This is a genomic window from Microbacterium algihabitans (assembly GCF_032464975.1).
In the GTDB taxonomy this organism is placed as follows: domain Bacteria; phylum Actinomycetota; class Actinomycetes; order Actinomycetales; family Microbacteriaceae; genus Microbacterium; species Microbacterium algihabitans.
Genome location: NZ_JAWDIU010000001.1, coordinates 721,259 through 748,253 on the forward strand (window position 1 = coordinate 721,259; position 26,995 = coordinate 748,253).

The following is a 26,995-nucleotide window of genomic DNA, read 5'->3' on the forward strand; positions in this document are numbered from 1 at the left end:
CGCGTCTGCGGACCTGCGGTATAACCGCGTGCGCCCGTCCGGCATTCCCCTCGCGGGCACCGTTCAGCCGCGCCGGAATCGCACCCGATCGCCCGGCCGCACGTGCGCGAAAGCGTGGAGCGCGGCATCCGGAACCACCCCGATCACGGGGTAGCCGCCGGTCACGGGACCGTCGGCCAGCAGGATCACCGGGCGCCCGTGCGGGGGGACCTGGATCGCCCCGGGGCGCATGCCCTCGCTGGGCAGCTCTTCGTGGCGCACGCGCGCGAGGGCGGGGCCGTCGAGGCGGATGCCGATGCGGTCGAGGTCGGGCGAGACGGTCCAGGTCGTCTCGATCACGGCGTCGACGGCGGCGGGGGCGAACCACTCCGCCCGGGGTCCGGGCCCGAGACCCACCTCGAGCACGGACGGCGGCACCGACCAGGGGAACCCGTCGATCGCGGGGATCTCGCCGACCGCGGCTCCGCTGTGCACGACGGCGTCCGCCTGCAGCGGCGCGGGGCCGAGACCGGCGAGCACGTCGGTCGCACGGGAGCCGAGGGCGGTGGGCGCGTCGACTCCCCCGCGGATCGCGAGGTACAGCCGCAGGCCCGCGCGGGCGGGCGCGATCGACAGCTCGGCGCCGGCGGGCAGCAGCAGGGGCGCGTAGGCGTCGGCGGCGCGGCCGTCGACGGAGACGTCGGCGAGCGCACCCGTCACGGCGACCCAGGTGTCGACCTCGGCCCGTGCGCGGAAGCCGCCGAGGGTGATCTCGATGCCCGCGGCCGACTCGGCGTTGCCGACGAGGCGGTTCGCGATGCGCAGCGCTGCCCGGTCGAGGGCGCCGGAGCGTGCCACCCCGAGGGACGCGCGGCCGGGGCGCCCGAGGTCCTGCACGGTGGCGAGCGGGCCGGGCGCGAGGATGCGCAGGGCGGGGGTCGCCTGCCGGGCGGACACCGGGGGTGGCGCAAGGACCCGACCGGTGTCTCCCTTGACCCGCACCCGCACCCGCGCGGGCACGAATCGCACGCGGGCTCGGGGCGGCAGCAACACGGGCTCGGCGGCATCCGGATCGAACAGCACCGCGTCGGTCGAGGCGATCAGCCGCCACCCTCCCGGGGTGTCGCGCGGATACGCACCGGTGAAGGAGCCCGCGAGGCCGACGGCTCCCGCGGGGACCCGCGTGCGCGGCCGGGCGAGACGCGGCACGTCGAAGGGCCAGTCCGGGCTCACGAGGTAGGCGAAGCCGGGTGCGAAGCCGGTGAACGCCACCGTCCACTCCGCGGCGCGGTGGCGGGCGACGAGGTCGTCGGGGCGGATGCCGAGGAGCTCGGCGGTGTCCGCCAGGTCGACGCCGTCGTAGCGCACGGGCACCTCGACACGGGGCCCGGGGGGCGCGGCATCCGGAACCGCCGTCTCGGCCGCACGCACCCAGGCGCCTACGACCGCCGCGGAGGTGCGGCGCGGGTCGAAGGACACCAGCACCGTGCGGGCGGCCGGCACGAGATCGTCGACGCCGGGGAGAGGATCCGCGGCGAGCGCCGCGTGCAGACGCGTGACGGCCGCGAGGTCGGCCACCTCGGCGAGCACGGCGCGCTCCCCCATCGGCCGCAGGATCACCACGGGGCGCGCACCTCGACACCGGCGTCGTCGAGGGCCGAGCGCACGGCCCGCGCCATCGCCACCGCGGCGGGGGTGTCGCCGTGCAGGCAGAGCGACGCGGCGCGCACCTCGAGCGTCGTCCCCTCGACCGTCTCGACGAGGCCGTCGCGCACGAGGCGCACCGCGCGTTCCGCCACGACCGCGGGATCGTCGACCAACGCCCCCGGTTCGTCGCGCGGGACGAGGCCCCCGACACGGGTGTAGCCGCGGTCGAGGAAGGCCTCGTGCACGAAGGGAAGGTCCGCGGATGCCGCGGCCCCGGCGATCGCACCGGGCATGCCCAGCACGGGCAGGGCGCGGCCGAGCCGCGCGGAGAGGTCGGCGACGGCGGCGACGACGGCCTCCGCCTGCCGGTGGTCGACGGTGACCGCGTGATAGAGGGCGCCGTGCGGCTTGACGTAGCGGAGGTCCGCCCCGGCGGCGGCGAGAGCGGAGAGCTGGCGGGAGACCCCCGCGCGCAGATCCGCGGGGTCGGGGTCGCGGCGGATCCGACCGAAGTTCGCGCGATCGTCGTACGACGGGTGGGCCCCCACGGCGACGCCGAAGCGCGCGGCCCGCTCGACCGACGCCCGCATCGACGCGGCATCTCCCGCGTGCCCACCGCACGCGACGTTCGCGCTCGAGATGACGGCGAACATCGCCTCGTCGTCGGCCGTGGGCACACCGTCGACGGTCTCGCCGAGGTCGGCGTTCAGGTCCACCCGCATGCCGCCACGGTACCGGCGGGCGGCCCGACACGGGCGGGCGCGGGGCGGGCCGCGGGTTAGCGTTGACGCATGGCACGGATGCGCGTGGAACCCGACGATGCTCCGACGGCGCGCCTGTCGGACGGATCCCTCGCCCGCGTCACGCCCTCGGGCTTCGTCTCGGGCTTCGAACTGGTGGTCGACGGCACGCCGCAGTCGCACGTCGACCTCGACGATCCCACGCACCTGCACTTCGAGTACGTGGCGCGCATGGGTGCCGTCATCGACAGACTCCGGATGCCGGGGCAACCCCTCACCGCCGTGCACCTGGGTGCGGGGGCGCTGACCCTGCCGCGGTACGTCGAGGCCACGCGGCCCGGATCGCGCCAGCAGGTCATCGAGCTCGAGCCGGCGCTCTGGGACCTCGTGCGGGAGAACCTCCCCCTCCCCCGCGGCGCCGCCGTGCGCGTGCGCATCGGCGACGCCCGCGCGGGCGTCTCGCGGTTGCCCGCCGGGCTCACCGGCGCGGTCGACCTCCTCGTGAGCGACGTCTACTCCGGCGCGCAGACGCCGGCCCACCTGACGACCGTGGAGTTCTACCGCGACGCCGCGCGACTGCTCGCCCCCGACGGGGTGCTGTTGGTCAACGTGTCGGACGGGCCCGGCCTCGCCTTCGCCCGTCGACAGGTCGCGACGGTGCGCGCCGTCCTGCCCGAGGTGATCGTGCTCGCCGAGGTGCAGGTGCTCAAGGGGCGCCGCTTCGGCAACCTCGTGGTGGCCGCCTCCGCCGCGGCGCTCCCCGTCGAGTGGCTCCCCCGGCTCATGGCCGCCGGCCCCCACCCCGCGAAGGTCGCACAGGGCGCCGAGATCGACGAGTTCATCCGCGACGCCCGACCGGCCACCGACGCCGACGCGACGCCGTCGCCCAAGCCCTCGGCATCCATCTTCGAGAGGTGACCGCGTGGCGCGCCCGCCCGCGGGGCGCGGGCATCGCAGACTGGAACCCTGCCTGACCGAGAGGAGCGACGGTGAGCTTTATCCACGGGTACGACCCCGACACGTTGCGTGAGATCACCGACTCTCGTGAGTGCGCGGACCGTCTCGAGGAGATCGGTTCGCAGCGCAGTCTGCACGCGCTGCTCGAGCGCGTGTGGTTGCTGAAAGTGCTGGACCGCTTCGACGAGGCCCTCGACATCTCCGAGCAGTCCGTGCGCGTCGCCCGCATGGCCGGCACCCGTCGCGACCTGCTGCGCGCGCGCATCCTGCACGCCACGATCATGCAGTGCCGCGGCGCCTACGCCGCCGCCGAGCAGGAGCTCACCATGTGCGCCGAAGAGGCCGAGGGCCAGGGCTGGGCGAGCATCGCCGCCTTCGCGCTGCAGCACCGCGGCAAGGTGCACTACGACGAGGGCGATTACGAAGGCGCCCGCCGCGACTTCAAGCAGGCACTCTTCCTGCGCCAGAACTCCGGCGCGACCGACAAACAGCTCGAATCGACCCTGCTCGCGATCGACGCCGCCGACCGTCGCCGCGCTCGCGAGGTCGTCGCGAGTTGAGTGTCGGAGCTTCGGCTTAGTCTTCCGCTCATGTCCGACCTGCAGCGTGTGCGCATCTGGGCCGAGGCGCTGATCGCCCTCCACCTCGATGCGTCGTGGACGTTCGCCTTCGACAACGCCAAGCGCCGCGCGGGGCTGTGCGACTACACCCGCAAGCGCATCAGCGTGTCGCGCTACCTCACCGCCCGCTACGACGACGACACCAACCACCAGACGCTGCTGCACGAGGTGGCGCACGCCCTGGCGGGCCCGGCCGCGGGCCACGGCTCGGGCTGGAAGCGGGTCGCTCTCGACCTCGGTTACGTCGGCGGCACGACGCACGCGGGCGAGACCGCCAACGAGCTCGCCCCGTGGGTGGGCACCTGCCCGGCCGGTCACATCGCCTATCGACACCGCCGGGCCACCCGGCCGACCTCGTGCGCGCGCTGCGCCCCGTCGTTCGACCCGCGCTTCGCGCTGACGTGGGAGCACCGCGAGATCAGCACCGCGACACGTCTGGCGGCGGCGACGCCGCGCTGAGCCGGGTTCTGCGCGGCGTACCTGCTCAGGCGGGGCCGAACACCCCGTCGCGCAGCACGGGGACGACGGATGCCGCGTCGCGGGCCGCCGCGTGCAGCACGCCGTCGCGACCGCCGTCGGCCGCCAGCGCCCGCCCCGTGCCGCTCGCGGTGAGCAGATGCCGCACGGCGCCCCCGAGGGCGCGGAACCCTTCTCCCGCGACCGCGGCATCGGGCGACGCGTGGTCGATGCCGAGGTCGCCGAGCGCCGCGATCACCGCTCCCGCCCCGAGCAGGTCGTCGACCGCGAAGCGGACAGCCTCGTCGCCGTCGGGGTACCCGGCCGCGACGATCGAGATGCTCGTACGCTCTCCGCGCGCTCGCTGCACCGCGAGCACGTGGTCGGCGACCGCGGCGGCATTGCGCAGACCGCCGACGACGACGTGGGCTCCCGCGGCCTCTGCGGCGAGCGCGAGAGCCGCCGCGGGGTCGTCGTCGCCCGCCAGGTCGAGGGCAGCGCCGTGCTCCACCGCCGAGAGGGCGTGGGCGGTCAGGCCGAGGGTCTGCACGACCACGACGACGTGCGCCGGAGCGAGGCGGTCGGAGCCCCGCCGCCCCCAGTCGAAGCGGACCTGGTAGTCGGACTGCGCGTGGGGATCACTGCTCGGCATCCTTCGAGCCTAGAACGCCAGGCTCCGGCTCCGCCGCGTCAAGCCGGGGTCGATACCGACGGTCGTCGTGCAGCATGGGCCGCATGCGCATTCTGCTGAAGTTCGTCGTCGACTGCGACCCGGATGCCGCCTGGCGCGCCCTGCACTCGCCGCGCGCCGTGGCGGAGCTCTACGGTCCCCTGCTCGATGTGGAGGCGCTCGGCACGATGCCCACGTCGTTCGAATCAGGCGATGACGTGCCCGTGCAGATGAGCGTGGCAGGACTCGTGCCGGTCGGACGCCAGCTCATCTCGGTGGCCGATCGGGAGACGCGCGACGGAAACGGCCGGGTGCGCGTGTTCCGCGACTGGGGCGTGCCGCTGACCGGTCCGCTCGCGGCGCTCGACGTGTGGGACCACCAGATGGCGGTGTCTGCGGCTCCGGGCGATCCGTCGAAGACCCTCTGGCGCGAACGGCTGACCATCGGCGGCGCCGCGGCGCCCGCGCTGTGGCCGGGACTGTGGGCGACCTGGCAGTGGCGCGCGACGCGCATCAAGGCCCTCGCCCCGACCTGGGCGCACGACCCGGAGTCCGAGCCCGAGCCCGAGAGCCCCGCCTCGTCATGACCGTGCTGTCGGTGCGCTCCGCGAGGCCCGCCGACGGTCGGCGCATCGCTCAGGTGCACGTGCGGAGCTGGACGGAGGCGCACGCCGGGACCATGCCGCAATCGCTTTCGGACGCTCTCGATGAGGACCTGTCGGCCTGGCGCTGGGAAGTACGCCTGGCCGGAGGCACCCCTGCCGGCGCCGAACGACTGGGTGACGCCTGGGTCGCCGACGTCGACGGGCGCGTCGTCGGGTTCGCCTCGGCCGGCCCCACCCGCGATCCCGACCTCCCCGCGGACCAGCGCGAGCTCTACGCGCTCTATGTGCTCGCGCAGCACCACGGCACGGGGGTCGGGCCCGCGCTGCTCGAGGCCGCGCTGGGAGGCGAACCCGCAAGCCTGTGGGTGCTCGACGGCAACGACCGTGCCGTCGCGTTCTACCTCAAGCACGGCTTCCGCCCCGACGGTGCCCGTCGCGACGACGACCGCTGGGGAGACCCCCTTCACCAGGTACGCCTCTCGCGCTCCTGACAGGCGGTGCGGCTCAGGCCAACCCGTGCCGATAGGCGAAGACCACGAGCTGCACGCGGTCGCGCAGAGCGAGCTTGGTGAGGATCCGGCTGATGTGGGTCTTCACCGTCGCCTCCGACAAGAACTCGCGCTCCGCGATCTCGGCGTTGCTCAACCCCGCAGCGGCGAGGGCGAAGATCTCGCGCTCGCGCTCGGTGAGCGCGCCGAACGACGCAGGCACGGGCTCGGTCGACCCGGCGTCGGCGATGTGGGCGAAGAGCTCCCGCGTGGCCTGGGCCGCGATCACCGCGGATCCCGCGTGCACGGTGCGCACCGCCGACAGGAGGAATTCCGGTTCGGAGTCCTTCAAGAGGAAGCCGCTGGCACCGCCCTGGATCGCGCGCGCCGCCGCCTCGTCGAGGTCGAAGGTGGTCAGCACGATCACGCGCGGCGGCTCGGGCTCGCGCAGGATCTCGGCAGTGGCGGTCAGGCCGTCCATCACCGGCATCCGCACGTCCATGAGCACGATGTCGGGCCGCACCTGGCGCACCACCTCGATCGCCTCGCGCCCGTCGGAGGCCTCGCCGACGACCTCGAGGTCGTTCTGCGAGTCGATCACCATGCGGATACCCGCGCGGAACAGGGACTGATCGTCGACGAGGACGATGCGGACGGGGGCGGTCATGACGGCGCCACCTCTCTGGAATCGCGAAGGGGTCGGCATCCACTCTGCCCCGCCGACGCTCGCCGCGTCGACGCCGCGCTCACGCCCGCGCGCCGATCGGCAGGCTCGCCCGCACGGCGAACTCGCCGTACTCCGGCCCGGCCGTGAGCCACCCGCCCACGAGTTGCGCGCGCTCGCGCATGCCGATGAGTCCATGTCCACCCGACGCGACCGGGGCCGTGGAGGGGGTGGATGCCGTGCCCCGGGCGTTGCGCACCGAGAGGTCGACGCGATCGGGCCACCAGCCCAGGTGCACGCGCACCTCTCCCCCGGCACCGTGTCGGAGGGCGTTGGTCAGGGCTTCCTGCATGATCCGGTAGACCGCCAGCTGGATGGCCGCGGGCGGCTCTCCGGGCGGCTGCGGGTCGACGTGCACGTCGAGGGCGAGTCCCGCGGCGCGCATGCGATCGAACAGCGCGTGCAGGTCGGCGAGCGTCGGTTGGGGACCCTCGCCCTGACTGTGGCGGAGCTGGGTGAGCAGGAGACGCACGTCGGTGAGCGCCGCGCGCGCGGTCGACGAGATCGTCGTGAGCGCCTCCGCCGTCGCGGCCGGATCCGACGCCGCGGCGTAGCGCGCCCCGTCGGCCTGCGCGATGACCACCGCGAGCGAGTGAGCCACGACGTCGTGCATGTCGCGGGCGATGCGCACGCGCTCCTGCTCGGCGATGGTCTGCGCCTCGGCCGCGCGCTGGGCCCGACTGGTGTCGGCCGCGCGCATCGCCGTGCGCACGAGCGCGCCCGACACCCACGACAGCATCAGGGCGAATCCGGATGCCAGCAGCAGAGCGACCAGCGCGAACCACTCGTTCGGCGAGGGAAGCGCGGTCATCCCGCGACCCACGAGATACAGCGGCACGATGACCGCTCCCGCGATGCCGGACGCGAAGCCGCTCCAGAACACGCGCCGGGAGCCGTAGGCGGCGGTGGTGTACAGCACCGCGAAGATCGCCACGTCGGTGGGCGAGGGTTCGCGACCGAAGCCCATCTGCAGCAGGGCGCCCGCCCACGCGAGGGAAAGACCCAGCGCCGGGTGGAGGCGTCGGAAGGCGACCGCGCCGGTGAAGGCGAGCGTGACGAACACGGCGCCGGCGATTCCACCGAAGCTCGTGGCGCCCGAGGTCTCGATCGCCAGCGCGATGAGGAAGAACGCCGCGGCGACCGAGAGATCGGTGATCAGCTGCGCGCGGGTGAGAGAGCGGAGGACGAACATCACCGCAACGCTACGCGGGGGCCTCCGACACGGCATCCGCCGCAGGATGTATCCGCGTGTACCTCGCGGGGATCAGGCGGGGAACTCGGCGGGTTCGATGGGCCGCGCCTCGAAGAAGGTCTGCAGCACGACGGTAGTGCGCGTGTTCACCTGGGCGGCGGCGCGGATGTCGCGGATCAGCGCCTCGAGGTCGCGCGGGGTGGGCACGCGGACGAAGAGCATGTACGCCGCCTCACCGGCGATCGAGTGGCACGCCTCGATCGCGCTCAGGTGCGCGAGCAGTTCGGGGGCGTTGTCGGGTTGAGCGGGATCGAGCGGGGTGATCTCGACGAACGCGGCGAGGGGGCGCCCGAGGGCCTCGGCGTCGAGGATCGGCCGGTAACCCTGCACGATCCCCCGGGCCTCGAGGCGCCGCAGCCGCGACTGCACGGCCGAGACCGACAGGCCGACGCGATCGGAGAGATGCGACAGGGTGGCGCGCGCGTCGATCGAGATCTCGCGCACGATCGCGGCATCGACGGAATCCTCCAGTCGCTGTGCGCGGGAGGGTGCCTCGGTCATGCGCTCGACAGTAGCAGTGCGGGGAAACGGCGCTCTGGCGCGTGCCGTAAGTTTTCCGTTAGCATGACGCTTTGACAGGAATATTTCCACCCTCGATCGGAGGATGCCATGACCATCGCGACGCCCACCCGTGCCGGCCACGAGCTGCTCGACGGACACACCGTCGACACGGTCGAACGGACCCCCGCATGGACGCAGCTGAAGACCGCCGCCACCGCCCTGCAGGCGCTGCAGGCGAAGGACGGCTCGATCGAGGACACCGCTGCCGCCTCCCCCCTCATCGACGAGGTCATCCAGTCCCTCGACGCGCTCGCGCCGCTCTTCCCGCACGATGAGGCGTACCTCGCCGCGTCGGTCGTCGACTTCCGCCGCTGGCGCGACGAGGGGCTCGGCGTGCCCGACTTCCTCGACTCCCTCGTGGCGTTCCAGCCCCAGGAGCACCGGGTCGACGGCATCCGCCACCTCGTCGTCTTCCCGATGTACACCCAGAACGGCTCGAGCGACCGCCACGTCGAAGCCCTCATCGTCGAGGCGATCTGGCCCGAGTTCATCGCGCGGCTCGAGACCGAGTACACCAACCGCCTGTTCGTCTCGCTGCGTCTGGTCGACTTCACCTCGGGCTACGACACGAACTCGGCCGTGCTCTTCCCCGAGACCGTGGCGATGCGCGAGATCCCGACCTTCACGTGGGGCGCGATCTTCCAGGACCGCGAGGCCGCGCGGTACCGCCGGGTGACCCGCGCCGCCGCCGACATCACCAAGCTCGAGCTGCCCGCCGCCGCCGCCCGCATGCTCGACGACCAGGCGCTCACCGAGCAGACGTTCGTGATGTGGGACCTCATCCACGACCGCACGCACATGCGCGGCGACCTGCCGTTCGACCCGTTCATGATCAAGCAGCGGATGCCGTTCTTCCTCTACTCGCTCGAGGAGCTGCGTTGCGACCTCACCGCGTTCCGCGAGTGCGTCTCGCTGCAGGCGCGCCTGTCCCTACGACAGGCTGAGGGAGCGGAGCTGGACGCCACCGAGAAGACGATGCTCGAGCACGCCGAGCTCGTGCAGTACGCCGTGATCTTCGATCGCATCTTCCGCTTCGCCATCACCGGCTCGCGCGTGCGCAACTACGACGGCCTCGGCGGACAGCTGCTGTTCGCGTGGCTGCACCAGCACCGCGTGCTGCACTGGACCGACACCTCGCTCGCGTTCGACTGGGACGAGGTGCCCGCCGCGGTCATTGCCCTCGCCGACGCGATCGACGAGCTGTACTGGCGCTCGATCGACCGCCCGAAGGTCGCCCACTGGCTCGCGGCTTACGACCTCGTGCGCGGGGTCGTCACGCCCCACCCCGCCTCGGTGTGGGCGCGCGGACTGTCCGACGAGGTGCTCGCGGGACTGCCGAAGGGGTACACCGACGCGGTGCTCGACGACGAGTTCCCGCTGTCGATGTTCTTCGAAGCGCTCGAGAAGAAGATGCGCCCCGTGATCGCCTCGACCGAGGGCATCCGCGGCACGGACTGACGAAGGGGCCGACATGACCGATCGCACCGACGAAGGAGTGAACGGGCGGCTGGTGCTGTTCGCCGGCGGAACGAGCGCGGTGGGTCGCGCGAGCGCCCGCGCGCTCGTCGACGCCGGGGCGCGGGTGATGATCGTCGGCTCCGATGCCGAACGGGTGGCCGCTGCGGCGGCCGAGGCGCCGGGGGCGTTCACCGAGGTGTGCGATCTGACGGATCCGGATGCCGTGACCGCCCTGCGTGATCGCGTGCACGCCGCGCACGGCAGTGTCGACGGCCTGTTCCCCCTCGTCGGCGGCTGGCGCGGCGGGGGCGGACTGGCCGGTCAGAACGACGACGACCTCGCCTTCCTGATGCGTTCGTTCACGGCGTTGCGGCTGGTCACCCGCGCGTTCGACGCCGACCTGCGCTCCTCCCCCGCGGGTCGCCTCGCGATCGTCTCGTCGACCGCGGTCGCCCGCCCCCTCGCGGGCGGAGCGAACTACGCGGCGGTCAAGGCGGCCAGCGAAGCGTGGGTGCGCGCTGTCGCGCAGGGGTACGCGAAGGCCGCGCGGGACGACGCACGTGAGGTGTCGTCAGCCGCGGTGATCCTGCGGGTGCGGAGTCTCGAAGGACTCGAGTCCGCCGTGGCCTCGGCCTTCGTCGCGTTGTGGGACGACGCGGCCGATGCCTGGAACGACGTCGTGATCGAGATCGGCGCCGGCGGCTAGGACGCGGACCGGTCGGGGTCGGACGGCTGGGCTGCGGCCTGGCGTTCGGCGGGGGCCTGGCGTTCGGCGGATCGCTCGGCCCCGGCGGCATCCGTCTCGCCCGGGTCGGCCACCTCGGCGTTGACCGTCGCATCGCTGTACTGGCGCGAAAGGATCCGGTACGAGCGGGTCAGGAACGCGAGTGCGCCGATCACCACCATGACGAGGCCCGCGATGAGGAAGACGAGGGCGATCCCCCGCGACTGCCCCTCGCCGAGCAGCCAGCCCCACGTGGCCCGGCCGCTGTCGTCGTTCATATAGGGGATGATCAGGAACTGCGCGATCGGGGCGATGAGGAACGACGTCACCGGCGCGGCCGCCGACTCGAACGCCGCCGCGAAGCCGAAGACGCGCCCCTGCGTCGCGAAGGGCACGACCTTCTGGATGACCGTCTGCTCGGCCGCCTCGACGGGCGGGATGAGCGCCATGTAGACCCAGATGCCGAGGGCGTAGAGCCACCACCAGTCGCGCAGCGTGAACACCGCGCCGAGCACGCCCATGCCGATGACGATCCACAGCATCGTGCGGATGGGGTTCTTGCCGAGGCCGAACTTCGCCACCAGCCCGCCGCCGATGATGAACCCGGTCGCCGTGACACCCAGCACGATGCCCCAGATCTTCACGTCGAACAGCTCGAGTCCGTAGGGGTCCATCAGCGCCATGTAGACGCCGCCGATGAGGTTGTTGAACGTCGAGAAGATGATCAGTGCGAACAGGCCCGGCGCGGAGCGGACCGCGCGGGCGGCCCCGCGCAGATCGACCAGGGGCCCGGGCTCGTCGGCGGCTGCGGGGCGGTCTTCGGCGATGCGGATGGTCAGAAGGTGCAGGAGCGCCAAGGCCGTGCACACCAGGGCGATCGCGAGCGTCCACCCCATGCCGAGGAAGCCGACCGACAGGCCGCTGAAGACGCTGGTGACGACGAAGGCGAGGCCCTGCACCGTGCCCACCAGTCCGTTGGCGTTGGCGTGCCGTTCGACGGGGACGAGGAGCGTCACGGTGGTCGAGAGCGCGATGTTGCGCATGTTCTCGACGACCGATCCGGCGAGGATGATGCCGGAGAACAGCCAGAACCACGGTTCGCCCAGATCGAGCAGCGCGGCCTCGGGGAACGCGAGCCAGAGCGCGCCCGCCAAGAGGAACGCCGTGAGCGTGATCACGCCCGAGAACACCATGACGCGATGCTTGCGGTGCCGGTCGACGAGCGAGCCGAACACCATCGCGAACACGGCGAGCAGCAGCATATAGGCACCGCCGACGATGCCCGTGGCCAGCACCGACCGCGTCTCGAGGTAGACCCAGAAGGTCAGGGCGAACCACAGGAAGCTGGTGGTCACGTTGGCCGCGGCCGTGTTGATGAGCACGGCGAGGAAGGTGCGGTTGCCTCCCGCCGGGGCGGCGATCGCACCGGCGCCGACGGCGGCGGACGGCTGCGGTTCGGACATGGGGGTCACGTTAGACCGAACCTCCGACATCGACCAGGGCACCACCGTCACCGCTCGCGCGCTCGTGCTCGGGTGGCCCCGCGCGCACGGGCGGCACCATCACCGGGCGTCGCGTGTGCTCGGGCGGCCCGGGGCGCTGCGGCGGCCCGGCGCGCTCGGGCAACCCTGCGCACTCCCACATCCCGGCGCGCTCGTTCAACCGCGTGCGCTCAGTCGATGAGGCGGCGGATGTCGGCGGCGGTGAGGCGCGGCCCACCCGCGATCGACTCGCCCGCGAAGGTCTCGCCCTCGCTTCCGTCGAGCACCTTGGCGAACAGCTCGGCCTTCGCCTCGCGCAGGGCCACGACCTTCTCTTCGACCGTGTCGGATGCCACGAGTCGATAGACGATCACGGGGCGCGTCTGACCGATGCGGTGAGCGCGGTCGATCGCCTGCTCTTCGACGGCGGGGTTCCACCACGGGTCGAGCAGCACGACGTAGTCGGCCTCGACCAGGTTCAGACCCACGCCTCCCGCCTTGAGCGAGATGAAGAATGCGGGGTCGTCGCCGTCGCGGAAGCGATCGATCTCGGCCTGCCGGTGCGTCGTCGCTCCGTCGAGGTAGGCCGAGCCGAGTCCCGCATCGGCGCACCGCTGCCGCGCCGCCCGGAGGAACCGCGTGAACTGGCTCAGGACGAGCACGCGATGCCCCTCGGCGGCGGCCTCGGTGACGAGGTCGACGAGGGCGTCGAGCTTGGCCGACGGCGCCTCGCCCTCGTCGGTCAGCGCGGGATCGAGCGCGAGTTGCCGCAGCAGGGTGAGCGACCGGAAGATCGCGAAACGATTGCCGTCGACGTCGTCGAGCAGGCCGAGCAGGCGCTGGCGCTCGCGATGGAACCGCCGATCGTAGATTTTGCGGTGCGCCGGGTGGAGGGTCACCTCGATCACCTGCTCCTGCTTGGGGGGCAGCTCCGAAGCGACGAGCTCCTTCGTGCGCCGCAGGAGGAACGGACGGATCCGGCTGCGCAGCAGCTCGAGGCGTGAGGGGTCGGAGTTCTTCTCGATCGGCGCGCGGTACCGGGCGGAGAAGGATTCGCGCGTCCCGAGGAGACCAGGGGCCACGAGCGACACCAGCGCCCAAAGCTCCTGCAGGTTGTTCTCCATCGGGGTGCCGGTGACCACGAGCGTGAACGGCACCGCCAGCGCACGCGCCGCGCGGTAGCCGCGCGAGGCGGGGTTCTTGATCTGCTGGGCCTCGTCGAGCACGACGCCCGACCACGAGACGGCGGCGTACTGCTCCTGCTCGAGTCGCATGAGGGCGTAGCTCGTCACCACGACATGCGCCCCCTCGGCCACCTCGGCGATGGGTGCGCCCCGCCGAGCCTGCGTCGAGGTGACGACGGCGACGCGGAGTCCGGGCGCGAAGGTCGCGCACTCGCGAGCCCAGTTGCCCACCACGCTGGTGGGCGCGACGATCAGGAACGGCGGCGCGTCCGCGTCGGCGGTGCGCACGGTCTCCATCAGCGCGATCGTCTGCACCGTCTTGCCGAGTCCCATGTCGTCGGCGAGGACCCCGCCGAGGCCGTTCGACCACAGGAAGGACAGCCAGTCGAGCCCTGCGCGCTGGTAATCGCGGAGCGTCGCGCGCAGCCCCGGCGGCGGTTCGACCGGCACGATCGCCGCCTCGTCGGTCAGCCCGCGCACGCGCAACCACCAATCGGCCTCTTGCGCCGCGATCATGCCGAGCTCGGCGAGGTCGTCCCACAACCCGACGTTGTAGCGGTTGATCGACAGATCGGCCCCGGGCCGATCGGCGAGGGCGCGCGCTTCGTCGATCACCTCCCGCAACCGGTCGAATGGCTCCGAGTCGAGTCGCACGTACGAGCCGTCGCCGAGGAACAACGCGCGATCGCCGTTCGCGAGGGCCGTGTAGAGATCGGCGAAGTCGACCTCGATCTCGCCCACGCTGACCCGCGCATGCAGGTCGAACCAGTCGCTGCCGTCGTCATCACCCGTCGAGAGGTGGACGGACGGTTCGGCGTCGGCCGGCCGATAGCGGACGGTCTCGCCGGAGACCGTGACCCGGACGTCGTCGAGACCGCGAAGTCGCGGCAGCGCCTCTCCCTCGAGGATCGCCGCGACCGGGGCGGGCAGGATCACGGGGGACGACTCCCCCACCGCCCGCGGATCGGGGAGCTCGAGGCCGAACTCCTCCGCCGTGGCGCGAACGGCGGCGCCGACGCGGGCCTCGTGATCCTCGTCGCGTCGCCCTCTCGTGGGGGTGCGATCCCAGCGCAGCCGGACCGACGTCCGACCGACCCCGTGCTCGACGAGCACCTCGAGCAGGTTGCGCGGGGCCGGCGGGAGGTCGACGGAGCCGCTCGGCGAGACGACGGGGCCCTCGAGCTGCAGGCGGGGCAGGTACTCGCTCACGAAGGTGTCGGTGGCGGCGTCGATCGAGAGGGCGTCGGACTGCGCCAGGAGGGCACGGACGGGGCCTGCGACCGGGGACGCGAACCGCGCGAGCGTGATGCGTTCGTCGACGCCGTCGCGATCGTCGACGACGGCGACGGCGACCGCCGGGTCGCCGATCACCCACGACGGCAGGCCCGCAGCATCGTCGGCGAGGCCCTGCACCACTCCGCGCACCTCCAGCGCGTCGCCGATGCGCTCGACGGACACCGCGGCGGTGACGGTTCCGTCCGGGATGCGCACGGGGTGGTGGGCTGCGCCGCCCGAGACGAGCGGCACCCCCGCCGCGACGACGGCTTCGAGCTGCAGCCAGAGCGAGTGCGGAGGGAGCGCCGACAACGGCATCCATTCGTCGGAGAGGAAGACGCCGTTCGCGGAGCGGCCCAGGCGGCCGAGGCTGTCGAGGGCCGCGCGGGCACGCGGTTCGGCCGGGAGCGCGGGCAGGCTCGACCACCCGGCCCGGCCCTTGATCCACGTGCCGCGGGTGCCGCGGATTCCGGGGCGTACGGCCGGGGTGAGAGCCGCCCCGCGCCCGAAGCCGCCCGTGCGGCGCACCGAGAGGAACAGGCAGAGGTCGGCGGAGGGCTCTTCGAGAGCCGGGGGGACGACCTCGAAGAGCTCGTCGAGCGACCGCTGCCACGCGGGCCGGCGTGGGCGGCCGACCGCGAGCATGCGATCGAAGAGCACCAGGGCCGCGGCGCAGGAGTGCTCGCACTCGGGCCCGCGCCCGCACGAGCACCAGCCCGAGACACGCGAGAAGTCGGTCGGCACACGCAGTTCGAGGTGCTCGTATCCCGTCGGCCCGAACGACTGCGCCGTCGCCACCACCACGCCGTCGTACGCTTTGGCGTCGCCCACCTCGACCGAGCCGTAGATGAGCAGCCGGTCGGCCCGGGTCATCGCGCCCGACGAGAACATCTCGCCGGCGATGCTGATCGCCTCGGGGTCCATGTGCATCCCGTCATTCTCTCCGGGGCGGACGACATCGGGCCGCCGCACCGGCGGAGAAGTCGATAGTCCGACCACATCTCCCGATGGGGAGGAGGGGTGGGCTCGGCGGTCGTTACGCTGGAGAAGTGACCACCCTCCACGACTCCTCGGTGCGCGGTTTCGCCTCCGACAACTACTCCGGCATCCACCCCGATGTCCTCGCCGCGATCTCTGCCGCCAACGAAGGCCACCAGGTCGCCTACGGCGAAGACGTCTACACCGCCCGCCTCCAGGAGCTGTTCGTCTCGCTCCTCGGCGACGGCGTCGAGGCCTACCCGGTCTTCAACGGCACGGGCGCCAACGTCGTCGGCCTGCAGTCGATGCTCCCCCGCTGGGGCGCCGTGATCTCGGCATCCACCGCGCACATCAACGTCGACGAGGGCGGCGCCCCCGAGCGCGTCGGCGGCATCAAGCTGCTGACCGTTCCGACCGACGACGGCAAGCTGACCCCCGAACTCGTCGACCGCGAAGCCTGGGGCTGGGGCGACGAGCACCGCGCGCAGCCGCTGGTCGTCTCGATCACGCAGTCGACCGAACTCGGCACGCTCTACACGGTCGACGAGATCCGCGAGCTCGCGGCCCACGCCCACGGCCACGGCATGCGCCTGCACATGGACGGTGCGCGCATCTCGAACGCCGCCGCGGCCCTCGACGTTCCGCTGCGGGCCTTCACGCGCGACGCCGGCGTCGACGTGCTGAGCTTCGGAGGAACGAAGAACGGCGCGATGATCGGCGAGGCCATCGTCGTGCTCGACCCCGAGGCCTCCACCGGCCTCACCTACCTGCGCAAGCTCGACATGCAGCTGTCGAGCAAGATGCGGTTCGTGTCGGCGCAGCTGGTCGCCCTGCTCGAGAACGACCTGTGGCTGACGAACGCGCGACACTCCAACGCGATGGCGCAGCGGCTGCGCCAGGGCATCGAGGCCGGTCTCGCCGACGGCTCGATCCAGGGCGTGAAGTTCACCCAGCCGACGCAGGCCAATGGCGTGTTCGCGATCCTCCCGGCCGGCGTCGCCGACCGCCTGCGCCAGAGCTTCCGCTTCTACGACTGGGACGAGCTGCGCCGCGAAGTGCGCTGGATGTGCTCGTTCGACACGACCGAGGCCGACATCGACGCCTTCATTGCGGCGATCGCGCGCGAGACGACGGCCTGAGCTCGCGCCACCACGCACTCACGTCGCGCCCAGGGCCGCGGCATCCGGAAAGGGATGCCGCGGCCCTCGTCGTTCATGCTCCGGCGAGCCAGGCCCGGTAGGCGTCGAAGGTCGACTCGCGACCGAGGAACGACTGCACGAGGTCGCGGGCGTCGCGGGTGCCGCCCGGCTCGAGGATCTCGCGCCGGTACCGTGCGGCCGTGTCGACGTCGAACAGGTCGTCGCCGAAGGCCGACAGCAGGTCGCGGGCGATCACGAGGCTCCACTGGTACGTGTAGTAGCAGGCGCCGTAGCCGGTCAGGTGCCCGAAGCCCGCGTACGAGTGGGAGCCGTCGAGCGGGGCGACGGGGCTCGCGGCGCGGTAGTAGCCGTCGACGGCCTCGGCGAGGTCGGCGGGGCGGTCGACGTGCAGGCGGTACGAGGTGGTGGCGTGCCCGAGCTGACGCGTGACCTCCAGGGCCCGGCCGAAGGCGTCGGCCGTGCGCATGCGCGCGACCAGATCGGCCGGGATCGGCTCGCCCTCGTCGTTCACCGCGAAAGCGGCGAGCGCCTCGGCGTCCCACGCCCACTCCTCGAGCAGCTGACTGGGGGCCTCGACGAAGTCCCACTCGGTCGCCACGCCCGTCCACCGCGCCCACTTCTGGTGGCCGCCGAGGATGTCGTGCACGAGGTGACCGAACTCGTGGAAGAACGTCACCACCTCGTCGTGCTCGAGCAGGCCGCGCGAGAAGTTGCACAGCAGCACCGACTCGGGCAGCGACCGGTCGGTGATGCCCGGCGCCAGGCCGAAGCACGCCGCGTGGTTGTACTTGCCGTCACGCGGGTGCAGGTCGAGATGGATGCGCCCCAAGCGCTCCGCTCCGCGCACGACGTCGTAGGTGCGCACGTCGTCGTGCCACGAGGGTGCGTCGACGGGGACGTACTCCACATCGAGCAGGCGAGCGGTGGTCGCGAGGACTCCCTCGAGCACACGGTCGAAGCGGAAGTACGAGCGAACGAGCTGCGAGTCGACGTCGTACTCCTCGCGCTTGAGGGCGCTGAGGACGTACCAGAAGTCGGCGATCGTGACGGCGTCGGCGGTGGGCTCGTCGCGGCGGAGACGCTCGAGCACGCGGTCGTACTCGACGGCGGCGGCGGGAGCCACGGCATCCGCCACCTTCTCGAGGAACGCCTTCACCGCGGCCGACGACCCGATCATGCGGGTCTCGGTCTCGTAATCGGCCCAGTCGCCGTACCCGAGCAGCGTCGCGCGCTCGGCGCGCACCGCGAGCAGCTCGGCGAGCACGGGCTCGTTCACCGGCCACGCGAGGTCGTTGTAGGCCCCCATGAGCTCGTGCCGCACCGCGCGGTCCCGCGCGTACTCGCGCACCGGCATGAGGTCGGTGTACTCGGTCGTGAGCGTGACCATCCCGTCGGCGTCGACCGGGTGCTCGGAGATGAAGTCGGCGGGGAGCCCGTCGAGCGACGACGCGGGCACCCGGATCTCGCGACGGCCTTCGCGGATGTTGCGCGAGAAGGTCAGCGAGAGCTCGGTGTCGCGGTCGGTGAGCTCGCGCACGCGCTCGCGGTCGGCGTCGTCGAGGTCGACCCCGCCGCGACGGAAGTCGCGCTGGATCTGGGCGAGCAGGCGCTGCTCGTCGGCGTCGAGTCCGTCGGCGGCGGCATCGCCGAAGACGCCCCACAGCGCGCGGTCGAGCAACCGGCGCGACTGCACGGCGTCGACCGCCTGCGCCTGCTTCTCGGCGGAGTCTCGCACCTCGGCGTCGGGGTGCGACTCGCTCACCAGGTGCGAGGGCGCGGCGGCCTCGCTCAGGGCGATCTCGGCCTCGTTCCACAGCGCGAGACGCTCGCGCAGCGGGAGGTCGGACTCGGCGGTGAGTCGGGCGTCGATCTCGGCCACGCGCGCGAGGCGCTCGGTCGGACGGTCTTCGGCGAAGGCTCGCCAGCCGTCGGGATCGCGCGGGAGGGTCAGGGGTTCCAGGGGAGGATGCGGCATGCTTCGACCCTAGGCAGGGCCTCCGACACAGGCAATGATCCGGGCGCGCGAGCCCGGCCCGGGGTCAGCGCAGGGCGCCGACCGAGGCGAGCGCCTGACGGATGAGGGTGCCGCGGCCGCCCTCCATCTCATCGGACAGGGCGTCGGATGCCGCTTCCTCGGGCGAGAGCCAGGTGACCTCGAGCGCGTCCTGGCGCGGTTCGCACGTGCCCGTGACGGGGACGACGAAGGCGAGCGCCACGGCGTGCTGGCGGTCGTCGTGGAACGCGCTGACCCCGGGGAGGGGGAAGTACTCGGCGACCGTGAAGGGGGTCGGCGAAGGCGGGAGCAGCGGGAACGCCATCGGTCCGAGGTCGTTCTCGAGGTGGCGGAAGAGTGCGTCGCGGACCGTCTCGCCGTAGCGGACGCGGCCCGAGACGAGGGTGCGGGTCATCTCGCCGAGGGGCGTCGCCCGCAGCAGGATGCCGACCTGGGTGACGGCGCCCATGCCGTCGGTGCGCACAGGCAGCGCCTCGACGTAGAGCATCGGCAGGCGTCGCCGCGCCTCGGCGAGTTCGACCTCGCTCAGCCACCCCGGATTGGAGTTGGGCGCCGCGGGGGCACCCGAGAAGGAGGCTCCGAGCGACTCGCGCTCATCGCCGTTGTCACCGGGTTCGGGATCGGGAGTGCGCACGGGCATGCTCCCTGTATATCAACCGACCGGCCCGGGTGCCGCGTGTCCGGCCCACGGAGACCGGAACGGTACCGTCCGCGGGCCGCGCGCCGGAGCAGATCTTCGACCGCGATGCGGTCGAAGTCGGAGGCCCTTGCCACAATGGCCGCATGAGCGTTGAGTCCCCCCTCGACCCGTCCGTCGTGCGGTGGTCGGTGCCGCCCGAAGAGCGCGGCGGCCGGCCGGTCCTGCTGTTGCTGCACGGTTACGGGTCCGACGAACACGACCTGTTCGGTCTGGTGCCGTATCTGCCCGAGGCCTTCGTGATCGCGAGCCTGCGCGCACCGCTCTCGCCACCCTGGCCCATGCCGGGCGCGTCGTGGTACCCGATCGAGGGTCTCGACGGTCGTGATCCCGACGCGGTCACCCGCGCCGCCGAGGCGGTGCTCGCCTGGATCCACGACGCCGTGGGTGACGCCCCCGTCGGACTCCTCGGTTTCTCGCAGGGCGGTGCCGTCGCCCTGCAGACCCTCCGGGCGGATCCGGATGCCGTGCAGTTCGCGGTCGTGCTGGCGGGGTACGCCGCGGGCGGAGAGCTGCCCGGCGACGCCGTGCTCGGCGAACGACGCCCACCGGTGTTCTGGGGCCGCGGGGCCGCCGACGACGTCATCCCGACGCCTCTGGTCGACGCGACATCGCAGTGGCTGCCCGCTCACAGCGACCTCCGCGGCCGGGTGTACCCGGGTCTCACGCATTCGATCTCGCAGGACGAGCTCGACGACGTGCGCGCTTTCCTCGACGAACGGCTGGCCGACCGCGCCGGTACCGACGCGAGCTGATCCCAGGGGTGACGCGCAGCACGAGTGTGGGCTATCGTGAATGCTCCTGTCCCCGAGAACGAGGTCTCCTCCGGTGAAGAACGTCGACGCTTCCGCGCCCCTGTCCGCGCGCTGATCCGTCGACCCGCCGTCTTCTCGGCATCCCTCCGCTGATGCGGACGGGTCCGGTGTCCGCGCACCCCGCGTCATCGGAGTTCCGTCTTGTCATCTCTTCCTTCTTCCCTCGTTTTCGACCGCGTGCGCCTCGTGTGGCCCGACGGAACCGTCGCCCTCGACGAGATCTCGGGGGTGATCGGGGTCGGCCGTACCGGACTCGTCGGTCGCAATGGCGCCGGCAAATCCACACTCCTCCGGGTGGCTGCGGGGCAGCTCGCCCCCACGTCCGGCACGGTCTCGGCGTCCGGTGAGGTCGCGATGCTCCCTCAACGCCTCGCCGCCGACCCGCATCGCCCCGTCGCCGCCCTTCTCGGCGTCGAAACGGCTCTCACCGCACTCCGCGCGATCGAGTCGGGCGATGTCGCACCGCACCGCTTCGACGCCGTCGGCGACGACTGGGACGTGGAGGCGCGCGCTCATGCCCTGCTCGCCGAGGCGGGTCTGCCGCCCGAAGCCCTCGATCGAACGGTCGGCGAGCTCTCGGGCGGCGAGACGATGATGGCCGCCCTCGTCGGGCTCCGCGCCCGCTCGGCCGACATCACACTCCTCGACGAGCCGACGAACGATCTCGACCGCGATGCGCGGGCGCGCGTGAGCGGCCTCGTACGGGGGTGGTCCGGCACGCTGATCGTCGTCAGTCACGACATCGGCCTGCTGGAGCTGATGGATGCCACCGCCGAGCTGTACGACCACACTCTCGATGTGGTCGGCGGTCCGTACAGCGCCTGGCGCGCCCACCGCGACGCGGAGCAGGAGGCCGCCGTCCGCGCCGAGCGCGACGCGGCCCAGTCCCTGCGGCGTGAGCGCCGGCAGCGCATCGAGTCGTACGACAAGCTCGCCACGCGATCGCGCGTCGCGCACAAGGCGCAGGTCGAGAAGCGGGTCCCCAAGATCCTCGCGGGAGCCCGAGCCGACGCGGCCCAGGTGAGCGCGGGCCGGTTGAGCACCGAGATGAAGGGGAAGGAGGATGCCGCGCGCGCGGCGCTGAGCGAGGCGTCCGCCCGTGTGCGCGATGACGACGTGGTGCGCATCGACCTGCCCGATCCGGGCAACGCGGCCGGGCGGCGGGTCATGTCGCTCGGCGACGGGGAGCGGGAGTGGATCGTCACGGGCCGCGAGCGCGTCGCCGTCGTGGGGCGCAACGGCGCGGGGAAGACGACCCTTCTCGAGAACCTCGTCCACACCGTGGCCGCGGAGGGACCGATCCACGCCCGTGCGAGCGTCGCGCACGTCGGCTACCTGCCGCAGCGCCTCGACGGCCTCGACGACACGGCATCCGTCCTCGATACGGTGTGCGCGGCGGCGCCGAGCGTTCCCGTTCCGCTCGTGCGCGATCGACTGGCGCGGTTCCTCGTGCGCGGCGACGCGGTCAGCCGACCGCTCGGGTCGCTGTCGGGCGGCGAGCGCTTCCGCGTCGCTCTCGCCCGCGTGCTGCTGGCGGATCCGCCCCCGCAGCTGCTCGTGCTCGACGAACCGACGAACAACCTCGACCTCGACACCGTCGACCAGCTCGTCGCCGCGCTCCAGGCGTATCGCGGGGCCGTGCTCGTCGTGAGTCACGACGACGCCTTCCTCGCGCGGCTCGGACTCGACCTGCGGCTCGAGCTGCGGGAGGGGAGGCTCCGCGAGGAGCCGGTCTAAGCGGGCGTTTCCGCGGCGGGCGAACGTCAACCCCGACCCGATGTCGGAGGTCCGGGAGAGGATGTCGGCATGGCCGACGTGTTGGAGAGATTCGGTCCTGCGACGCAGGACTGGTTCCGTGGCGCCTTCTCGGCGCCGACCAATGCGCAGAAGGGCGCGTGGGAATCCGTGTCGTCCGGCCGCAACGCGCTCGTGGTCGCACCCACGGGTTCCGGCAAGACGCTGTCGGCCTTCCTCTTCGCGATCGACCGGGTGTTCCGCGAGAAGGGCCCCGAGGTTCCGGATGCCGCTCCCGCACGCCGCGGCAAGAGCGCTGCCCCGAAAGCGCCGCCGACCACCACGCGCATCCTCTACATCTCACCGCTGAAGGCCCTGGGCGTCGACGTCGAGCGCAACCTCCGCTCACCGCTCGTCGGGATCGGGCAGTCGGCACGCCGTCTCGGCATCGAGGTGCCCTCGGTGACGGTGGGCGTACGCTCGGGCGACACGAGTTCGAGCGACCGCCGCAAGCTCGTGACCGCGCCTCCCGACATCCTCATCACCACGCCCGAGTCGCTCTACCTGATGCTCACGAGCCAGGCGGCCGAGACGCTGCGCGGCGTGCACACGGTGATCATCGACGAGGTGCACGCGGTCGCGGCCACCAAGCGCGGCGCGCACCTGGCGGTGAGCCTCGAGCGCCTCGACGCCCTGCTCGACAAGCCCGCCCAGCGCATCGGCCTCTCGGCCACCGTGCGTCCCATCGACGAGGTAGCGCGGTTCCTGGGTGGGGCGCAGCCGGTCGACATCGTCGCCCCGCGGGCGACCAAGGCCTACGACCTCTCGGTCGTGGTGCCGATCGACGACATGCTCAACCCGCCGCCACCCCCGGGCTCGCCGGCCCCCGACGAGGCCGTCGACGGCGAGTGGTTCTCGGAGCGCCCCGAGAGCACCGAGATGGCCGGGTCGGTCTGGCCGCACGTCGAAGAAGCGATCGTCGACCGTATCCTCCAACGACGCTCGACGATCGTGTTCGCCAACTCGCGTCGCCTGGCCGAGCGCCTGACGGGTCGACTGAACGAGATCTACGCCGAACGGCAGGGCATCGACGTGCCCGACCCGACCGTTCCCGCGGCGACCATGGCGCAGGCGGGCTCGTCGGCCGGCGTCGCCGCGATCCTCGCCAAGGCGCACCACGGCTCGGTGTCGAAAGAACAGCGCGCCCAGGTCGAAGACGAATTGAAGTCGGGCGTGCTGCGGTGCGTCGTCGCGACCAGCAGCCTCGAGCTCGGCATCGACATGGGCGCGGTCGACCTCGTGATCCAGGTCGAGTCGCCGCCGAGCGCTGCCTCCGGCCTGCAGCGCATCGGACGTGCCGGCCACCAGGTCGGCGAGGTCAGCCGGGCGGCGCTCTTCCCCAAGCACCGCAGCGACGTGCTGCACACCGCCGTGGTCACCGAGCGCATGCTCGCCGGGCAGATCGAGGCGATCTCGGTGCCCCAGAACCCGCTCGACATCCTCGCCCAGCAGACCGTCGCCGCCTCGGCGCTCGGTGCGATCGACGTCGAGGAGTGGTTCGACACGGTCAAGCGCAGCGCGCCGTTCCGCTCGCTCCCCCGCTCGGCGTACGAGGCCACCCTCGATCTCCTGGCCGGCCGCTACCCCTCCGACGAGTTCGCCGAGCTGCGCCCCCGCCTGGTCTGGGACCGCGACGCCGGCACCCTCACGGGTCGACCCGGAGCACAGCGCGTCGCTGTCACCAGCGGCGGCACCATCCCCGACCGCGGCCTGTTCGGCGTCTTCGTCGCGGGAGAGTCGCAGAACGCGCGCGTCGGCGAGCTCGACGAAGAGATGGTCTACGAATCGCGCGTCAACGACGTCTTCACCCTCGGCACCACGAGCTGGCGCATCGTCGAGATCACCCACGACCGCGTCAACGTGCTGCCCGCCTTCGGCCAGCCCGGCAAGCTCCCGTTCTGGCACGGTGACGGCATCGGCCGGCCGGCCGAACTCGGCGAGGCTCTCGGAAAGTTCTCGCGCGACGTCGCGGGCCTCGACCGAGGCAAAGCCGAAGAGCGCCTGCGCGAGTCGGGCCTCGACGACAACGCCATCACCAACCTGCTGGCGTATCTGGCCGAGCAACGCGAGGCCACAGGGAGCCTCCCCACCGACAAGACGCTGACCGTCGAGCGCAGCCGCGACGAGGTCGGCGACTGGCGCATCATCCTGCATTCCCCGTACGGCATGCAGGTGCACGCCCCGTGGGCTCTCGCCGTCAACGCGCGTATCCGCGAGCGTCTCGGCGTCGAGGGCGCAGCCGTCGCGAGCGACGACGGCATCATCGCCCGGGTGCCCGATGCCGCGGCCGAGCCACCCGGCGCCGACCTGTTCGTCTTCGAGGCCGACGAGCTCGAGCAGATCGTCACCGACGAGGTGGGCGGTTCCGCGCTGTTCGCTTCGCGGTTCCGCGAGTGCGCCGCGCGCGCCCTTCTGCTGCCGCGACTCAACCCCAACCGGCGGTCGCCGCTCTGGCAGCAGCGGCAGCGCTCCGCCCAGCTGCTCGAGGTGGCGAAGCGGCACCCCGCGTTCCCGATCATCCTCGAGACGCTGCGCGAAGTCCTGCAAGACGTCTATGACCTGCCCTCCCTGCTGCGACTGACCCGGCAGATCGGCGAACGCCGCATCCGCCTCGTCGAGATCACCACGTCGCAGCCCTCGCCCTACGCCCGCGATCTGCTCTTCGGCTACGTCGGGGCCTTCATGTACGAGGGCGACTCCCCGCTCGCCGAGCGTCGCGCCGCGGCGCTGTCGGTCGACCCGGCGCTGCTGAGCGAACTGCTCGGCAAGGTCGAGATGCGCGAGCTGCTCGACCCCGACGTCATCGCGCAGTTCGAGCGCGAGGCCCAGCGCCTCGACCCCGACCGCAAGGCCCGGGGCGTCGAGGGCGTCGCCGACCTGCTCCGTATCCTCGGCCCGCTCGATGCGAGCGAGGTCGCGCACCGCCTCGACACCGAGGGCGACGCCCTCGCCGAGGCCGAGAGCCATCTCGCGGCCTTGGTCGACGACCGTCGCGCGATCCGCGTGACCATCGCGGGCATCCCCCGGGTCGCGGGGATCGAAGACGCCGGTCGACTGCGCGACGCGCTCGGTGCCGCCCTTCCCGTCGGCATCCCGAACGCCTTCCTCGAGCCGCTCGCCGATCCGCTCGGCGACCTGGTCGCCCGCTTCGCGCGCACGCACGCCCCCTTCACGACGGATGCCGTCGCGCAGCGCCTGGGCGTCGGCATCGCGGTCGCGCGACTCACTCTGCAGCGCCTCGAATCGCAGGGACGCCTCTCGAGCGGGTTCTTCCTTCCCGCCTCCTCGGCGGGCTCGGGGGCCGGTGATTCCGGACGCGGCGACGAGATGGAGTGGTGCGACGCCGAGGTGCTGCGTCGGTTGCGCATGCGCTCCCTCGCGGCGATCCGCGGCAGCGTCGAGCCCGTCTCACCGGCGGCGTACGCCCGCTTCCTCCCGGTGTGGCAGCACCTGGGCCGCCCTCTCGAAGGAGTGGACGGGGTGCTCGCCGTGGTCGAGCAACTGGCCGGCGTTCCCATCCCCGCCAGCGCGTGGGAGTCGCTCGTCCTGCCGTCACGCGTGGCCGACTACACCCCCGCGATGCTCGACGAACTGACCGCGACGGGTGAGGTCGTGTGGTCGGGGCACGGCACCCTTCCCGGCCGCGACGGGTGGATCGCGCTGCATCCCGCCGAAGCGGCGCCCTTCACTCTGCAAGACCCCGAAGACGCCGACGACCCGGCGCCCGACTCGCTCGAGACGCGCGTGCTCGCGGCGCTCGCGGGCGGAGGCGCGTACTTCTCGGCACAGCTGCGGCAGCTGGCGGGAGCCGAGAACGAGCAGTCGGTCAACGACGCGCTGTGGGCGCTCACGTGGGCCGGACGCGTCACCAACGACACCTTCGCCCCCGTCCGCACCCTGCTCAGCGGTGGAGGGCAGTCGCACCGGGTGGCCCGCCGTCCCCCGCGCGCCCGCATGTACCGCGGCGCGTCCATCCCGCGCGCGACCTCCGCTCCCCGTCCTCCCTCGCTCGGCGGGCGCTGGTCGCTCCTCCCGGAGCGGGAGGCGGATGCCGCAGCCCGCGCGACCGCGACGGCGAGCCTGCTGCTCGACCGCTACGGCGTCGTCACGCGCGGGGCCGTGCAGTCGGAGGGCGTGCCCGGCGGGTTCGCGCAGGTGTACCGCATCCTCGCCGGGTTCGAAGAGGCCGGTCACTGCCGCCGCGGCTACGTCATCGAGAAGCTCGGCGCCGCGCAGTTCGCCGCGTCGGCGACCGTCGATCGTCTGCGCGAGTTCGCGGCCGTCGCCGATCCGCCCCCGCTCCGGGCGGTCACGCTCGCCGCCACCGATCCGGCCAACCCCTACGGTGCCGCCCTCGGATGGCCCGCGATCGAAGGTGTCACTCATCGACCCGGGCGCAAGGCCGGAGGCCTCGTGGTGCTCGTCGACGGCGAGTTGACGCTGTACCTCGAACGCGGAGGCCGCAGCGCCCTCGCCTTCACCGATGACGAAGCGCGACTCCAGGCGGCCGGGCGCCACCTCGCCGAGACGGCGAAGAAGCGGCGCCTCGACACCCTGACCGTCGAGCAGGTCAACGGCGAGTTCGTCTACGGCACCGCCGTCGGCCGAGCCCTGCGCGAGGCGGGCTTCGTCGAGTCGCCCAAGGGCCTGACGCTGCGTAAGGTCACCGCGGGAGACACCCTGCGAGAGGCCGCGCGTGCCTGAGCAGTCGCCTGC

General features: G+C 72.4%; 21 protein-coding genes. 11 read left to right on the plus strand and 10 right to left on the minus strand.

The window, feature by feature from the left end:
* Positions 1-63: 63 nt before the first annotated feature.
* Complete coding sequence (locus RWH43_RS03410; protein ID WP_316000665.1) at positions 64-1,602, minus strand: 5-oxoprolinase subunit B/C family protein; 1,539 nt, start codon at positions 1,600-1,602, stop codon at positions 64-66.
* Positions 1,596-2,348: a 5-oxoprolinase subunit PxpA gene (gene pxpA / locus RWH43_RS03415; protein ID WP_230704156.1), complete on the minus strand. Its 753-nt coding sequence runs from the start codon at positions 2,346-2,348 to the stop codon at positions 1,596-1,598. Before pxpA ends, RWH43_RS03410 begins: the two co-directional genes overlap by 7 nt.
* 69 nt (positions 2,349-2,417) lie before the next feature.
* Here pxpA and RWH43_RS03420 point away from each other — a divergent pair, with 69 nt between their 5' ends.
* From RWH43_RS03420 to RWH43_RS03430, 3 genes are all read left to right on the plus strand, one after another.
* A complete protein-coding gene (locus RWH43_RS03420) occupies positions 2,418-3,284 on the plus strand; it encodes a spermidine synthase (RefSeq protein ID WP_144829823.1) in 867 nt (288 codons plus the stop codon).
* A 71-nt stretch (positions 3,285-3,355) separates the two neighbouring features.
* Positions 3,356-3,883 (plus strand): tetratricopeptide repeat protein, encoded by a 528-nt coding sequence (locus RWH43_RS03425; RefSeq protein ID WP_144829826.1) that lies wholly within the window; start codon positions 3,356-3,358, stop codon positions 3,881-3,883.
* A gap of 30 nt (positions 3,884-3,913) precedes the next feature.
* The gene (locus RWH43_RS03430; protein ID WP_316000666.1) at positions 3,914-4,402 is read left to right on the plus strand and encodes a SprT-like domain-containing protein; all 489 of its coding nucleotides are present in this window, start codon (positions 3,914-3,916) and stop codon (positions 4,400-4,402) included.
* A 25-nt stretch (positions 4,403-4,427) separates the two neighbouring features.
* Here the strand turns inward: RWH43_RS03430 and RWH43_RS03435 are convergent, their stop codons facing one another.
* Complete coding sequence (locus tag RWH43_RS03435) at positions 4,428-5,051, minus strand: 2-phosphosulfolactate phosphatase (protein WP_316000667.1); 624 nt, start codon at positions 5,049-5,051, stop codon at positions 4,428-4,430.
* An 83-nt stretch (positions 5,052-5,134) separates the two neighbouring features.
* Here RWH43_RS03435 and RWH43_RS03440 point away from each other — a divergent pair, with 83 nt between their 5' ends.
* Positions 5,135-5,656, plus strand: a complete 522-nt coding sequence (locus RWH43_RS03440) for a hypothetical protein (protein WP_144829835.1) — start codon at positions 5,135-5,137, stop codon at positions 5,654-5,656.
* Positions 5,653-6,165, plus strand: a complete 513-nt coding sequence (locus tag RWH43_RS03445) for a GNAT family N-acetyltransferase (protein WP_316000668.1) — start codon at positions 5,653-5,655, stop codon at positions 6,163-6,165. The genes RWH43_RS03440 and RWH43_RS03445 overlap by 4 nt, the downstream gene beginning before the upstream one ends.
* A gap of 13 nt (positions 6,166-6,178) precedes the next feature.
* Here RWH43_RS03445 and RWH43_RS03450 read toward each other — a convergent pair whose 3' ends face one another.
* The 3 genes from RWH43_RS03450 to RWH43_RS03460 all read right to left on the minus strand — a co-directional run bounded on the left by RWH43_RS03450 (position 6,179) and on the right by RWH43_RS03460 (position 8,639).
* A complete protein-coding gene (locus tag RWH43_RS03450) occupies positions 6,179-6,829 on the minus strand; it encodes a response regulator (RefSeq protein WP_154096205.1) in 651 nt (216 codons plus the stop codon).
* A gap of 79 nt (positions 6,830-6,908) precedes the next feature.
* Positions 6,909-8,078, minus strand: coding sequence for a sensor histidine kinase (locus RWH43_RS03455; protein ID WP_316000669.1), 1,170 nt, complete (start codon positions 8,076-8,078; stop codon positions 6,909-6,911).
* Positions 8,079-8,150: 72 nt separating this feature from the next.
* A complete protein-coding gene (locus RWH43_RS03460) occupies positions 8,151-8,639 on the minus strand; it encodes an Lrp/AsnC family transcriptional regulator (RefSeq protein WP_186325417.1) in 489 nt (162 codons plus the stop codon).
* A 108-nt stretch (positions 8,640-8,747) separates the two neighbouring features.
* Here RWH43_RS03460 and RWH43_RS03465 point away from each other — a divergent pair, with 108 nt between their 5' ends.
* The gene (locus tag RWH43_RS03465) at positions 8,748-10,157 is read left to right on the plus strand and encodes a DUF6421 family protein (protein ID WP_154096206.1); all 1,410 of its coding nucleotides are present in this window, start codon (positions 8,748-8,750) and stop codon (positions 10,155-10,157) included.
* Positions 10,158-10,170: 13 nt separating this feature from the next.
* The gene (locus RWH43_RS03470; RefSeq protein WP_316000670.1) at positions 10,171-10,863 is read left to right on the plus strand and encodes an SDR family NAD(P)-dependent oxidoreductase; all 693 of its coding nucleotides are present in this window, start codon (positions 10,171-10,173) and stop codon (positions 10,861-10,863) included.
* Here the strand turns inward: RWH43_RS03470 and RWH43_RS03475 are convergent.
* Both RWH43_RS03475 and RWH43_RS03480 read right to left on the minus strand, forming a co-directional pair.
* A complete protein-coding gene (locus tag RWH43_RS03475) occupies positions 10,860-12,344 on the minus strand; it encodes an MFS transporter (protein ID WP_316000671.1) in 1,485 nt (494 codons plus the stop codon). The two genes, RWH43_RS03470 and RWH43_RS03475, sit on opposite strands and share 4 nt — an antisense overlap.
* 209 nt (positions 12,345-12,553) lie before the next feature.
* The gene (locus RWH43_RS03480) at positions 12,554-15,751 is read right to left on the minus strand and encodes a DEAD/DEAH box helicase (protein ID WP_316000672.1); all 3,198 of its coding nucleotides are present in this window, start codon (positions 15,749-15,751) and stop codon (positions 12,554-12,556) included.
* Between the two features lie 119 nt (positions 15,752-15,870).
* On the opposite strand from RWH43_RS03480, the gene RWH43_RS03485 reads away from it, so the two are divergent.
* Complete coding sequence (locus RWH43_RS03485) at positions 15,871-16,938, plus strand: threonine aldolase family protein (RefSeq protein WP_316000673.1); 1,068 nt, start codon at positions 15,871-15,873, stop codon at positions 16,936-16,938.
* Positions 16,939-17,011: 73 nt separating this feature from the next.
* On the opposite strand, the gene RWH43_RS03490 is transcribed toward RWH43_RS03485, so the two are convergent.
* A complete protein-coding gene (locus tag RWH43_RS03490) occupies positions 17,012-18,934 on the minus strand; it encodes a M3 family metallopeptidase (protein ID WP_154096210.1) in 1,923 nt (640 codons plus the stop codon).
* 64 nt (positions 18,935-18,998) lie between these two features.
* Positions 18,999-19,613: an NUDIX hydrolase family protein gene (locus RWH43_RS03495; RefSeq protein WP_144829862.1), complete on the minus strand. Its 615-nt coding sequence runs from the start codon at positions 19,611-19,613 to the stop codon at positions 18,999-19,001.
* A 143-nt stretch (positions 19,614-19,756) separates the two neighbouring features.
* On the opposite strand from RWH43_RS03495, the gene RWH43_RS03500 reads away from it, so the two are divergent.
* The 3 genes from RWH43_RS03500 (at position 19,757) to RWH43_RS03510 (ending at position 26,983) form a co-directional block, all read left to right on the plus strand.
* Positions 19,757-20,425, plus strand: a complete 669-nt coding sequence (locus RWH43_RS03500; protein ID WP_144829865.1) for an alpha/beta hydrolase — start codon at positions 19,757-19,759, stop codon at positions 20,423-20,425.
* Between the two features lie 201 nt (positions 20,426-20,626).
* Positions 20,627-22,222: an ABC-F family ATP-binding cassette domain-containing protein gene (locus tag RWH43_RS03505; protein ID WP_316000674.1), complete on the plus strand. Its 1,596-nt coding sequence runs from the start codon at positions 20,627-20,629 to the stop codon at positions 22,220-22,222.
* A gap of 69 nt (positions 22,223-22,291) precedes the next feature.
* Positions 22,292-26,983, plus strand: a complete 4,692-nt coding sequence (locus RWH43_RS03510) for an ATP-dependent helicase (protein WP_316000675.1) — start codon at positions 22,292-22,294, stop codon at positions 26,981-26,983.
* Positions 26,984-26,995 lie beyond the last annotated feature (12 nt).

Bases quoted from the DNA above. Each gene is read 5' to 3' on its own strand.
- RWH43_RS03470 (WP_316000670.1), top strand. From the start codon at position 10,171: ATGACCGATCGCACCGACGAAGGAGTGAACGGGCGGCTGGTGCTGTTC.
- RWH43_RS03480 (WP_316000672.1), bottom strand. From the start codon at position 15,751: ATGCACATGGACCCCGAGGCGATCAGCATCGCCGGCGAGATGTTCTCG.
- RWH43_RS03500 (WP_144829865.1), top strand. From the start codon at position 19,757: ATGAGCGTTGAGTCCCCCCTCGACCCGTCCGTCGTGCGGTGGTCGGTG.
- RWH43_RS03450 (WP_154096205.1), bottom strand. From the start codon at position 6,829: ATGACCGCCCCCGTCCGCATCGTCCTCGTCGACGATCAGTCCCTGTTC.
- RWH43_RS03475 (WP_316000671.1), bottom strand. From the start codon at position 12,344: ATGTCCGAACCGCAGCCGTCCGCCGCCGTCGGCGCCGGTGCGATCGCC.
- pxpA (WP_230704156.1), bottom strand. From the start codon at position 2,348: ATGCGGGTGGACCTGAACGCCGACCTCGGCGAGACCGTCGACGGTGTG.
- RWH43_RS03445 (WP_316000668.1), top strand. From the start codon at position 5,653: ATGACCGTGCTGTCGGTGCGCTCCGCGAGGCCCGCCGACGGTCGGCGC.
- RWH43_RS03435 (WP_316000667.1), bottom strand. From the start codon at position 5,051: ATGCCGAGCAGTGATCCCCACGCGCAGTCCGACTACCAGGTCCGCTTC.
- RWH43_RS03430 (WP_316000666.1), top strand. From the start codon at position 3,914: ATGTCCGACCTGCAGCGTGTGCGCATCTGGGCCGAGGCGCTGATCGCC.
- RWH43_RS03510 (WP_316000675.1), top strand. From the start codon at position 22,292: ATGGCCGACGTGTTGGAGAGATTCGGTCCTGCGACGCAGGACTGGTTC.
- RWH43_RS03420 (WP_144829823.1), top strand. From the start codon at position 2,418: ATGGCACGGATGCGCGTGGAACCCGACGATGCTCCGACGGCGCGCCTG.
- RWH43_RS03495 (WP_144829862.1), bottom strand. From the start codon at position 19,613: ATGCCCGTGCGCACTCCCGATCCCGAACCCGGTGACAACGGCGATGAG.
- RWH43_RS03465 (WP_154096206.1), top strand. From the start codon at position 8,748: ATGACCATCGCGACGCCCACCCGTGCCGGCCACGAGCTGCTCGACGGA.
- RWH43_RS03440 (WP_144829835.1), top strand. From the start codon at position 5,135: ATGCGCATTCTGCTGAAGTTCGTCGTCGACTGCGACCCGGATGCCGCC.
- RWH43_RS03490 (WP_154096210.1), bottom strand. From the start codon at position 18,934: ATGCCGCATCCTCCCCTGGAACCCCTGACCCTCCCGCGCGATCCCGAC.
- RWH43_RS03460 (WP_186325417.1), bottom strand. From the start codon at position 8,639: ATGACCGAGGCACCCTCCCGCGCACAGCGACTGGAGGATTCCGTCGAT.
- RWH43_RS03455 (WP_316000669.1), bottom strand. From the start codon at position 8,078: ATGTTCGTCCTCCGCTCTCTCACCCGCGCGCAGCTGATCACCGATCTC.